7 protein-coding genes, 1 tRNA gene and 1 pseudogene are annotated in these 11,884 nt (G+C 61.3%); 4 read left to right on the top strand and 5 right to left on the bottom strand.

The window, feature by feature from the left end; translation table 11 throughout:
- Together ACOHX0_RS21185 and ACOHX0_RS21180 are read left to right on the top strand one after the other, a co-directional pair.
- On the top strand, positions 1–245 hold a 245-nt coding region (locus tag ACOHX0_RS21185), incomplete at its 5' end, for an integrase core domain-containing protein (protein ID WP_420679229.1).
- A 21-nt stretch (positions 246–266) separates the two neighbouring features.
- Positions 267–560 (top strand): hypothetical protein, encoded by a 294-nt coding sequence (locus ACOHX0_RS21180; protein WP_420679228.1) that lies wholly within the window; start codon positions 267–269, stop codon positions 558–560.
- 156 nt (positions 561–716) lie between these two features.
- Here ACOHX0_RS21180 and ACOHX0_RS21175 read toward each other — a convergent pair whose 3' ends face one another.
- The 3 genes from ACOHX0_RS21175 to ACOHX0_RS21165 form a co-directional block, all read right to left on the bottom strand.
- Complete coding sequence (locus tag ACOHX0_RS21175) at positions 717–1,568, bottom strand: hypothetical protein (protein WP_420679227.1); 852 nt, start codon at positions 1,566–1,568, stop codon at positions 717–719.
- 289 nt (positions 1,569–1,857) lie between these two features.
- Positions 1,858–1,932 (bottom strand) — tRNA-Asn (locus ACOHX0_RS21170).
- Between the two features lie 91 nt (positions 1,933–2,023).
- The gene (locus ACOHX0_RS21165) at positions 2,024–2,941 is read right to left on the bottom strand and encodes an MBL fold metallo-hydrolase (RefSeq protein ID WP_420679226.1); all 918 of its coding nucleotides are present in this window, start codon (positions 2,939–2,941) and stop codon (positions 2,024–2,026) included.
- A 103-nt stretch (positions 2,942–3,044) separates the two neighbouring features.
- Here ACOHX0_RS21165 and ACOHX0_RS21160 point away from each other — a divergent pair, with 103 nt between their 5' ends.
- Both ACOHX0_RS21160 and ACOHX0_RS21155 read left to right on the top strand, forming a co-directional pair.
- Complete coding sequence (locus ACOHX0_RS21160; protein WP_420679225.1) at positions 3,045–4,364, top strand: ATP-binding protein; 1,320 nt, start codon at positions 3,045–3,047, stop codon at positions 4,362–4,364.
- Between the two features lie 430 nt (positions 4,365–4,794).
- Entirely contained in the window at positions 4,795–5,514 is a 720-nt protein-coding gene (locus tag ACOHX0_RS21155) for a hypothetical protein (protein WP_420679224.1), read from the top strand.
- 562 nt (positions 5,515–6,076) lie between these two features.
- On the opposite strand, the gene ACOHX0_RS21150 is transcribed toward ACOHX0_RS21155, so the two are convergent.
- Positions 6,077–11,695 carry a beta strand repeat-containing protein gene (locus ACOHX0_RS21150; RefSeq protein ID WP_420679223.1) on the bottom strand — a complete coding sequence of 1,873 codons (5,619 nt, stop codon included), beginning with the start codon at positions 11,693–11,695 and terminating at the stop codon, positions 6,077–6,079.
- A gap of 78 nt (positions 11,696–11,773) precedes the next feature.
- A pseudogene (locus ACOHX0_RS21145) lies at positions 11,774–11,884 on the bottom strand (IS5/IS1182 family transposase); the annotation flags it as partial.

Here is an 11,884-nt window from a genome sequence, read left to right as displayed (position 1 = left end):
GGGCCAAGACCGCATACATTGAGCCTGGATCGCCCCGGGAGAACGGATACTGCGAGAGCTTCAACGGGAGGATGCGGGATGAATTGCTGAACGGTGAAATCTTCTACAGCCTGCGCGAGGCCCAGATCATTATCGAAAGCTGGAGAAAACACTACAACACCAAACGGCCCCACAGTGCTCTGGGCTACCGCCCGCCTGCGTCAGAGGCTATCATCCTGATGGACCAACGGCCAACCATGCACTAACTTTCAATTTGGACCACTCAAGTGGGACTGCTCAAGGCAGCAGGGGATTCCATCCACAAGGGTGATGTCGCCGGGCTCCAGCGCCAGGATTTCCTCGCGCCGTGCTCCGCTATAGGTTGCGATGAGCGGTCCCCGGAAAAGCCCATCTTTCAGAACGGTTTTTCCCGGAACGTGACGCCGTTTGCGGTTGCTGCTGCCGGTCCAGATCGGGTGCCGGAACAGCCGCTCGAGCTTGGGCAAAACAAAGGCCTCACGCTTGTCACGGTTGCGTTTGGTTTCCAGAACTCTAAGAAGACTGAGCTGTATGCCGCCTGAGATCTTAAGGCTTTCGCTTTGGGCGAACCGGAAGATCAGCGCGAACCGGTGGCAGTGACCGTTGATCGTGCGCGGCGGCAGGCCGACCTTGTCTTCAGGCAGTTCGGCCGCCCGTGCGAGGAGCTCCTAGACGCTGCATTCTGCATCCTTGCTGCTCTATCCGCAGCTTTTGGGAAGGCGCTGGAGAACGGACTTGTAGTATTTGAGATGTGCTTGGGTGATCTCCGTGACATCGGAGACTCCGGTAGCGGCGGTGAACAGCCGGGCCTGAGAAACCAGTTGTTTGCGTGTGCCGGCCTTGATGTGGCCGCGATCCATTTCTGCGTTGATGCGTTCCACAACCTTCAGAAGGGTTGGGTGAAAGGTGAATTTCTGCGGCTCGAAGCCCTGTGCCGGGCGTGTGGCGTTCTGCATGGGCTGCGCGGGTTCGGCAACCTTTGGGCTCTCTGTCTCTGTTTTGGCGACCGGAGCACTTACGCCACTCATGTTGTTCACAAATTCAAGGGCCAGTGCGCGTGCTTGCTCAAAGCTGGGGTCTTCGCGATCCGCAGCGGCCTCCCAGGCTGCGGCCTTTCCCGCCAGCAGCAGCTGGCGCAATTGCAGCACTATCGCTGCGGAGGGCGTAAACCCCTCGCCGGTGGCGTCTTCAATGCAGTCTTGCGCCGCCCGCAGAATCTTGTTTACGCCAGCCTCTGAAAGCACATTGCGGGAGAGCAAGGAGACCATGGTTTCCAGCGTGGACAGTGCTTTCGGGCTTGCACCTTCATCCAGGATGGATTGCCGGGCTTTTCCGGTCAGTTCCGGATGGAGCACGGACGTTGCCAGATGCCGCCAGGCGCGGGCAGTGGCCCAGCCGTACCTCTGATCTTCTTCCGCCGTGCCGGCAGGGTCCATGCGGGACACCATCCGCTGCCGCTCGATCCGGCCGAGTTCGGTGCGCACGACGCTGGTGAGCCAGGCTTTGGCCTGGGAAGGCGTCAGTTTCCCCGCAGAGATTGCATCAAGCATCCGGTCGCACTCATAGTTCAGTCTGCGTGCGATGATACACGCAACCGAACGCACAGTGGAGCGCAGTGACAGCTGCCAATGCCGGCTTTTTGTGGAAAACTCCGGGACCCGGCGGCGCGAGGTCCAAACGTTGCCGTGAAGAAACATGGAAGGGGCCGACGCCATAGGGCTGCCTCCGAAGGTGGAGACGATCGGCCCGGCATCTGAAAGCTTGTGCTACAGTGCTGTGTGGCACTGTATCTGCCAATTTCAACCTACGCCATTATTATCAAGGCATTACGGGGGAAATTGGCTCCGGCGGTAGGGATCGAACCTACGACCAATTGATTAACAGTCAACTGCTCTACCGCTGAGCTACGCCGGAACGGTCCGAGCCGTATAGCGTCCTGTGCCGGGGGCGTCCAGAGGCGGCGGCGATTTTTTGGAAAAAATCGGCCCCCGCCTCAGCCGCCCCCTCAGCCCGCCTGCAGGACAAAGACCGCCGATGCCGACAGCGGCCCTTCCGGCGCCACGCGGGACCGTCCGGTGAGGTCGAGAAGATGCGCAAAGACATTGCGTTCGGCCGCGCCGAGGAGGGCGGCGGGGGTGCCTGTGTAGATCTCCTCTGCCAGCGCCCGGGCAGTGGCGGGGCCGGTGGCGAGTGCGGCGAGAATCGCCGCCTCGCGGCCCTCGCGGTGGCCGATCAGCCAGTCGAGCCGCGCGGCCGGGTCCTCGACCGGGGCGCCGTGGCCCGGGTAGAAACGGCGCCACTCCCGCTGCCGCAGCGCCCGGCAGGAGGCCATGAAATCGGTGAGGTCGCCGTCCGGAGGAGAGACCAGCGAACTGGCCCAGCCCATCACGTGATCGGCGGTGAAACAGGCGCCGTTCCAGCCCAGCGCGATATGGTTGCCGAGGTGGCCCGGCGTGTGAAGCACCTCCAGCTGCCAGCCGCCGCCTGCGATCACGCTGCCATGCGCCACCGTCTCATCCGGCGCAAAGCCGTGGTCGATGCCCTCGCCGCCGCCGGCCAGCCCGCCCGCTGCCAGCTGCTGCATCACCGCGCTGCGCCCGGCATCCGGCCCGCCAAAGGCGATGACCGGCGCGCCGGTCGCCCCGGCCAGCGGCCGCGCCAGCGGCGAATGGTCGAGGTGGCTGTGGGTGACAACGATATGTGTCACGGCCTGGCCCGGGCCCACCGCCGCCAGAATCGCGTTAAGGTGTTCGTCCGACAGCGGCCCCGGGTCGATCACCGCCAGCTCCTTGGTGCCCAGCACATAGGTATTGGTGCCGCGGTAGGTCATCGGCGAGGGATTCGGCGCAAGGATCCGGCGCAGCCCCGGTTCCAGCTCTTCGGCCCGGCCGGGGAGGGGGTTGAAATCATCTGGTGCCTGCATCGTGCCGCCCTGTGTCCGGTTGCCGGAAAAACCGCCCCTTCGAAAGCCCTGCGCGGGGCCGGGCCGTCTTCCCTCTTCCTGTTGCGCCCGCTAGGTTTAGCGCATGTTCTTCCAATGGCTCAAACGCTATGTGCCGCGCAGCCTCTATGCCCGCGCGGCCTTGATCCTCGCAGTGCCGATCCTGGCACTGCAGATCGTCGTCTCTGTCGTCTTCATAAAGCGCGACCTCGAGGACATCACCGTGCAGATGACCACCACGGTCCAGCGCGAGCTGCGGCTCTTGCAGATCGCCGCTGAAGGCGCCCGCAGCCAGGTCGAGGCGCTGGAGCGGATGGCGCCGCTGCTTGGGCCCCTTAACATGCGGGCGCGGTTCCTGAGCCATGCGGTGCCGAAACCCTCCGACGAATTCACTTGGATCGAATTTTCCGGCCGGGTGGTGCGCGCCGAGCTGGAGAAGACCCTGCCCAGTTTCCTCGCCGCGCGCTTCCCCGCCGACCGTTCGGTGCAGATCTATCTCGCCACAGCCCATGGGCCGATGGAGCTGAGCTTCGACCGCCGCCGCCTCACCGCCGCGGCGCCGCATCAGCTCATTGTCACCATGCTCCTGTTCGGCTTCCTGATGATGCTGATCTCCTACCTGTACCTGCGCAACCAGCTGCGCCCGGTAAAGCGGCTCGCCGATGCGGCGCAGGCTTTCGGGCGCGGCCGGGTGGTGCCCTATTCGCCAAGCGGCGCCACCGAGGTGCGGGCAGCGGGCAGCGCCTTTCTCGACATGCGGGCGCGGATCGAACGCCAGATCGAGCAGCGCACGCTGATGCTCTCGGGCGTGAGCCACGATCTGCGCACGCCGCTCACCCGGCTGAAACTGGAGCTGGCGCTGCTGGACGAGGAGGAGGCCGCGCCGATGCTGCGCGATGTGGACGAGATGCAGGCGCTCTTGGATGCCTTCCTCGATTTCTCCCGCGGGGCCGCAGTCAGCGAGGCCGAGCCGGTCGATCCGCAGGTGCTGGCCGCCACCGTGGTCGAGGACTGGCGCCGCCAGGGCAAGGACGTGATGCTGGGCGAGCTCAGCGGCAGCGGCGAGGTGATGCTGCGCCGCCAGCCGATGCGCCGGGCGCTGGAGAACCTGATCTCCAACGCTGTGCGCTACGGCACAAGGGCGCGGGTCTCGGTCACGCTGACCGAACGGTCGATGCGGATCCGGGTGGAGGACGACGGTCCCGGCATCCCCGAAGAGCAGCGCGGCGACGCACTGCGCCCCTTCACCCGGCTCGATCCCGCCCGCAACCAGAACCTCGGCTCCGGCGTCGGTCTGGGACTGGCGATCGTGGCGGACACCGCGCGGGTGCACGGCGGCACCCTGCGGCTGGGCGAGAGCGAGGCGCTGGGAGGGCTGCAGGCCGACATCGTGGTCGCCCGCTAGCGCCCTTCGGACCCCGGCTGGCGCCTCTGGCGGGCGGCAGGGGCCAATACCATTGGCCTTTGCGCCCCGATGCTGCCGGATATCCGCTCCGCCCGCGCTCCGTGCCCCGCTGGCCGCCGTCCGGCGTGACGGGCGGGGCTGCGAACCCGGGGGCCTCGCCCCGGAATGACTGGTGTCCGCATATGTGCAATCCGCCATTGGCCGCGCCGCCTGACAGGGCGCAGCGCCCGTAATCGCTCCGGTTGTGGCCGGCTGGCCAGATGCAGACTCTATTTATTGAAAGTTTGTTATGTTCCGGCTAAAATGGGCGCGTCCAGCACGGCATTCCTTCGAGCGAAAGACCGAAACAAGTGACTGGTGGCTCTTTAGCTGCCCAGTTGCATGCCGCTGCCGTTCGCCTTGCAATAGCATTCGATCAGGGATGGGAAATATGGATAGTAGGTTGTTAAAAGCTGGGCCCTTGGCCAGCATAGTTGTCTTGGTACTTCTAATTGCCGCTGCAGAAGCGTTTCCGCATGCCCTCATCGAGTTGGCGGACGAGGATGGAATCGTTGAAAATTTGACGGCTCTGTTATTCTTCATTTCCGGGCTGGTATTTTTCTGGAGCGCCTATAAGGCGCATACCAGCCAACGCCGGAAAGGTGCCTTCACCGTCTATTTTCTGGCTGCCTGGGGTGTACTGCTCGTCGTCTTCGCAGGCGAGGAGATCAGTTGGGGCCAGCGTATCTTCGACTTTGCAACCCCGGAAGCAATCGAACGCGCGAACAAACAGAACGAGTTCACTATTCACAATCTGTCTTTCTTCGATTCGTATGGTGGGACCGGCGCATATGCATCCATGCTGATGCTGTCGGTTGGATTGGTTCTACCAATTCTGGATAGGTTTTTACCCATAATAGGTAAAATCGGAATTCCTGTTCCCTCCCTCTCATGCTGTATATTATTTGTCGGCGCCTATCTGTACGGCCTTTACTTCAAGCTGATCCCGGCGAAGTTCGAGGCCGAATTGCAATTCGTATACTTCTTCCGGGCCATAGAGGTCCGCGAGCTGATACTGTCCCTGGCGACAATCTGCTTTGCGTATGAGCTCCTCCGGCGGATCACTCACGCATCCGGCCAGCCGGGCCATGGTGCCGCCAGTACCGGGTGAAACTATACTGAGAATTCCCTGTTCCCGGAATTAGGCGGGGAATTCCCGAAAACTTCGGCGCGAAACAGTGAAGTTATGTCCGCCAATCGCTCAGCCTGACCGGGGGAACCGGAGCTGTTTTCCCTTTGGCGCCATGAGCGGCCGATGCCCGGCTGGTGCCCGGTGCGGCCCGTCATTGCGTTTTTCCGGATTTCAGTTCCGGCACGAGCCAGCCGCGCGCTTTGAAAACGTTCTGCCTTCCGCAATGCATGGCCAGGCTTGCGCCGCGGCAATTGCCGGGCGCACGCTGCCAGTCTGCTCCGTGACGCTGATCTGGAGGCGGCCTGGAGCCGCGATTCCAAACGTACCCGAGACCCACACAAGCCTCGGCGGGCGCACCCCGCACGACCGCCAAGGGAGAGCAGAGGATCGGCCCTGGATCGGGCGAACTAATAACCGCGGACTCTAAGGGGAGCACGTCAGACCACTTCGCCACGTTTGACTGCCTGTTCTGTCCTCAAGGTGGAGGAAGCTGGGGCGCAGGTTGGTGAGAACGGCCGGGGACCGGCCGCTCACACATTCGTCAAAGAAGTTCGTTTGGATCAGCTAATCCCAGCACTGATGTGAGTTCGACAGCAGACCCGTCTGCGAACTCGACAAGAGTGCTGTCGTTTCCTCCAACGGCGTCCGTATCAATTTCCACGATACTGCCGATCGTCTGACCGCCTGCGAGCACAAGTACATCAGTTCCAACTACGAAGTCTGTGATTGTGTCCTGACCTTCTCCGGTACTAAAGATGAAGCTATCCGCGCCAGCCCCGCCAGTCAGGACGTCGTTCCCAAATCCGCCAGAGATTTGATCGTCACCAGCGCCGCCGCGGATCAAGTCTGCCCCGTTTTGGCCGTTGAGGGTGTCATTGCCTCCTTCACCTGCAATGGTGTCGTCTCCGAACAGGCCGACTATGGAGTCATCGCCGGCAGTTCCGGGGAATGCCCCGCCATTCACCCCGCCGCCGTCCGGCCGGTATCCCTCGCCGGTCCCGAGGTCGATGAGGAAGTTGGCGTCGGTGAAGTCCCCGGCGCTGGTGCCCTGGAACCTGATCAGCCCGAGGTAATTGTCGCCGCCGCCGTTCAGGTCGGCCTCGAGCAGCACATCGGCGCCATCCTGGACCAGCCGCAGGAAGCCCGCGCCGAAGGGGTTGGAGGCGCCGTCCCAGCCGCTGAGCTGCTGGTTGATGAAATAGTCTATGTCGACGCTGTCCTCCGCGGTGGAGAAATCGGTCACCAGCAGTTCGGTGATCGCACTTGGGGTGGAGTATTGCAGGCGCAGCACATCGGCACCGGCGCCCAGCGTGATGCTGGTCACCTCGGGAACATAAGTGCCCGTCCCGCTGTCGTAGATCTGGCTGCCGCTGAAATAGGCCTCGACGGTGTCGTTCCCAGCCCCGGCGTCAATCAGATCCGCTGACCGGTAGCCCGCATATCTGATGAAGTCGTCGCCGTCCCCCGCGTTGACCGTGTCATTGAAGTTTGAGTCCGTGGATAGGTAAATCGCGTCATTACCAGCGCCCCCGGAGAGACTGTTGGCGCCGCTGCCTCCCTCGATGACATCGTTTCCACCCCCGCCATCGATCGTATCGTCACCGGCGTATCCCGCGAGGTAGTCGTTGCCGAGGCCGCCGGTGAGCTGGTCATTGCCGCCTTCGCCAAAGAGCGTGTCACTGCTGTCGCTGCCGGTCAGCTGGTCATCGCCATCGCCGCCGTAAGCCAGGCCGCCATCCGCGCCGGTGAGGATCACGTCGTCCCCGGCTTCCCCGTAGAGGTAGTCAAACCCGGCGCCGCCGTCGATCACATCGGCGCCGGGCAGGCCGGTTATGGTATCATTGCCCTCCAGACCGGAAATCAGGTCCCCCTGGATTGTCCCCGTCAGATTGTCGTTGCCGGACGTGCCCAGTATCAACGACCCATCCAGGACCGTGAGGCTGAAGGTGGCCGAATTCGCCTGGCCATCTTCCTCGGTTGCCGTCACCTGCAGGGTGTAGAGACCGACATCGCCCGCTTGCGGCGCATTGGCATCGAAGCTGATGGTCTGGCTTGCCGTGTCATAGCTCATGAAGCCGGGCAGGGGAGTGCCATCGGCCAGAGCCACCGTATAAGTGATCGCGCCGCCTTCGTCGTGGTCGGTGAACAAATCCTCGGGGATCTGGTAGCTGAAGTCCTGGTTGGTGAACCCGGACTGAGCCGAGACAACCCCGGTGAGGAGCGGCGGATCACCCACGCCTGAAACGCTCAATGTGACGGTTGCCGTGTCGAACAGGCCGGTGCCATCTGTAATGGTATAGGTGAAAGTGTCCTCAGTCGTGTCGCCGCCTGCCATTTCATCCAGCGTGGTGGATGAGGCGGGGTCATAGCTGACGGACCCGTCGGAGTTCAGCGTGACGGTGGCTCCCAAGGCACTGGTGCCTGAGACACTGCTGATGGACAGCGGATCGCCGCTGCCATCGGTGTCATTGGCCAGCGGATCGGCAGCCGCAATGACATAGACCGTGTTCTCATCTCCATTTAGAGAATCGTCATTGGCGACAGGACCCGGATTGTCAGTGACCCCGCTGACGGTCACCGTCACCGTGTTGACCGCTGTCGCCCCGTGAGCATCCGTTGCCGTGACTTCGATCTCCACATCCCGGGTTTCGCCATCATCCAGATCCTGGAAATCCGCAGCCGGATCAAAAGTCAGCACCGTGCCGCTGATCGAGGCCACCCCCTCCGACGGTGCGCCGGTAATCGTGTAATTCAAACTTGTTCCGTCGTCGTCACCGTCTGCATCATCCCCAAGCGCCGAGAGATCAATGCCTGTTTCGGTGCCGTCTTCGGCAGCAGTTAGGGCGCCAGCCTGCAGGGTCGGATCATCATTCACACCGGTGATCGTCCAACGCAGGGTGCCTTCGTTCGAATCCGCACCGTGGCTGTCGGTCGCAATCACGGTGGCCGTCGCTTCCTCCGTCTCACCGGCGGTCAGATAGTCGAAATTGCCGGCGATGTTCAGTTGAAGCCCGCCGGAAGTAACCTGGAAGGCGGATGTGGAGAAGTTGCTGTAGGAGTACGTCAGCGTGCTTGCATCATCGTCGTCATCTGGATCATCTGCCCGGTCATTCAGCTGGAAATAGATCGGTGCGGCAATGCCCGTGAAAGTGTCATCTTCAGAATTGGTCTGTACCTGAATGTTTTCCTGGACTGTCGGTGCATCGTTGACCGGCGCGATGAAATATTCGGCGGTGACGGTTGTTGATGCTGTGTCACCATTTGCTGTTTCCGTCGCGGTTGCTGTCGCAGTCAGATCGAAAGATCCGTGCCAGTTCTCTGGCGGTGCCATCTCCAGCGCCGAAAGATCCAGTGTTTCGGCATCTGCAATCACCCAGTCTTCACCCTCAGCAGCGCCCAAATTGAACGTTGCACCGACAGGGAAGCCGCTGAGCACGATCTCCAGCGTCTCCGACCCGTCGGTATCCGTCAATGAAGCGGCAAGGTTGACAGGCATCGGCTGGTCTTCCTGGCCCCCAGCCGCAGCGGGCACTTGGATGAGCCGGACGAACACATCGTCTTCGGTGCCGTCACTGGCCCAAGCCTGAACCAGGTCACCGGATGTCAAAGTTGCAATGGACGGCGGTGAAAACGAGTCATCGGGACGCTGGTCTCCCGTGACGGTTTGGTTGATCTGAAATTCGTCCCCTGTGGCGTTCCCGGTGCTGTCAAAACGCTGTCCGAAAACGCCAAGCCCGTCGCCGTCCTGGTTTTGACTGGCCCAGCTGGCCACAAACCCGCCATCCCCCAGCGGTGTCACCGATGGATTGCCCTGGCCAAATTCGGTGGTTGTATTGATCTGGTACTCGGATCCCAGAGCCGTGCCATTGGCATCAAACGTCCTGCCATAGACGCTGCCGCTGCTCCCATCCTGCCCCTGCGCATTCCAGGCAACGGTGAACCCGCCGTCTGCCAGTCCGGTGACAACTGGATTCCGCTGGGTAATCCCAGTGGCTTCGCTGATGGAAAATTCGCCGCCATCTGGACTGCCGTCTGCGGCATAGATTTGCCCGAAAATACTAAAACCCTGGTCATGGCTTTCCCAGGTGACGACAAAGCAGCCGTCTTCAAGGACGGCAACGTTTGACCGCTGCTGGTTTCCGTCTGTAAAAGTGTTGACCTGAAACGGGCCCTGAACAAGCATGCCACTGGCATCAAATACTGTGCTCATTACTGCGTCGCCGGATCCGTCGGCTTGGTAGCTCGTCCAGGTTGCCACAAAGCCTCCGTTTTCCAGCCCTGCGATGGAAGCGTCATAGCCGTTTGTAGATCCTGATCCCGTCAGAACGATTTCTCCGCCAGATGCAGCCCCTGCCGCATCATAGATCCGCGCCCGTGCAGCGGTGCCTGAGTTGGTTGTCCAGGCCACGGCAAATCCGCCTCCTGCCAGCGCCGTCGCAGCGGGGTAAAGCTCGTTCGATGATGTCGAGACGTTGACTTGGAATTCCGCGCCAACCTTCGCACCAACTTCATTGAATCTCTGCCCGAAGATGCCAAAACCACTGCCATCCTGAAAGCGGCTGTGCCACACCGTGACAAAGCCGCCGCCTTCCAGCATTGCGACTGAAGGCGATCGCTGCGCATCGGTGGTGTAGGTATTGGCTTGAATGTCCCCGCCTTGCGGCACTGGCGTAAGGCCGCCACTTCCTCCGGATGGCATTAGGCTCACCTCCGGTGCATCCGCAACCGGCACCACGTTGACCGATACAGTTGCAGTATCTGTGCCGCCGTTGCCATCCGAAATCGTGTAGGTGAATATGTCCGTCCCGCTGAAATCCGCGTCCGGCTGATAGGTCACATAGTCGTCGGTCGTATCCCCGGGGGTGCCATTGTCCTGAATGGTGACTGTTCCATTTGCAGGATCGCTTACCGCGATGATCTCCAGATCGTCGCCATCGATGTCCTCATCGTTGTGCAAAACCGAAGTTGCGTCCGGTGCGGCGTCCTCGGCGACTGAAATCGAGACATCATTGGCGACCGGCGCATCATTGGTGCCAGTCACGGTTATAACCACATCATTCGAGGCGGTTGCGCCATGGCTGTCGGTTTCTTCCACAGTGATTGTCACGTTCCGGGTCTCGCCTGCGGCGAGGTTCTGGAATCCTGCGCCGGGGTCGAAATTCAGCGTAGTGCCGCTGACCGAGGCCGTGCCTTCGGCAGGCGCGCCGACTATGGCATAGCTGAGAGTGGTTCCGTCATCGTCACTATCGACATCATCGCCCAGGGCCGCGAGATCCACATCGATGCCGGGTCCGTCCTCCTGCGCGGCGCCGGTGCCCGCCGCCATAGAGGGGGCATCGTTGGTGCCGGTGACGGTTCCATTGACAACGGCGGTTGCTGTGGATCCATCAGGTGCCTGGCTGGTGTAGGCGAAGGCAAATGTCGTAGAGGAGCCGTCGGCCAGTTCGTCGACGTCGGCGCCATCGGCCGCCAAGGTCACTGTGCCGTCCGCAGCAACGGTCAGAGTCGCCAAATGGGCTCCGCCAATGACAACATTCGCGCTGTCACCGGGGCCGAAACTTGTCCCGTTCAGCTCGAAGCTGACGATAGAGCTGGCTGGATCCGAACCGTCATTGGCAAGAGCGCTGATGCTGCTGCTGTCGTTTTCAGCAACTGTGATGAGATCGTTTTGTGCAACCCCGCTGGCTGCCCCGCCGTTTTTTGCCGAGTCAGACCGGGTACCGTCCAGTTCTCCCACCGAAGTGTACCGCAATCCGATACTGGCAAAGTTGAGCATGTCCAGAGTCAGGTCATCGCTCTCATGGGAAAGGACAAAACTGGTAAACTGGATATCGTCGCCACCAAGCCCGGAAGTCCCGAATGACACCGCAGCATCGAACTTTCCGAGTGTTTTAACTACGTCGCCATTGATGTTCACATCATTGAGGACACGCTCAATGGAATCTTCGCCATACTTCTGGCCTGTGACATCTGTTCCGGTGGCGGTTAAACCTCCTTCGACAGTGTAACCTTCAAGGTCAAAGAACAATCCGCGCAAGTCACCGATGCTGCCGGTGCCCAGCACTTGGATATCGAATTTGAGCGTGCCATCGCTGAGTTCGGTAGCTGTGATTTCTGTATCGACGATGCCAGCGATGATGAAAGTTACACTGCGTTCCATCTTTCCCCTCCCAAGTATTCAGCTTGTAGCCAAGTCTTGGGAGTATTTTTGCAAAGGTGCTCGTTCTAGGGTCAGGACTCATAGCCAGTAAATGACGAGTGCGGCGAGGGCGATGGCTGAGAGGAAGACCTTCGGGCATCTGTCGTATCGGGTCGCCACACGCCGCCAATCCTTCAGCCTGCCGAACAT

Source organism: Cribrihabitans pelagius (genome assembly GCF_048820915.1).
GTDB lineage: Bacteria > Pseudomonadota > Alphaproteobacteria > Rhodobacterales > Rhodobacteraceae > Cribrihabitans_A > Cribrihabitans_A pelagius.
The sequence above is the reverse complement of the archived record's forward strand: the minus strand, read 5'-3'. Positions and strand labels throughout refer to the sequence as shown.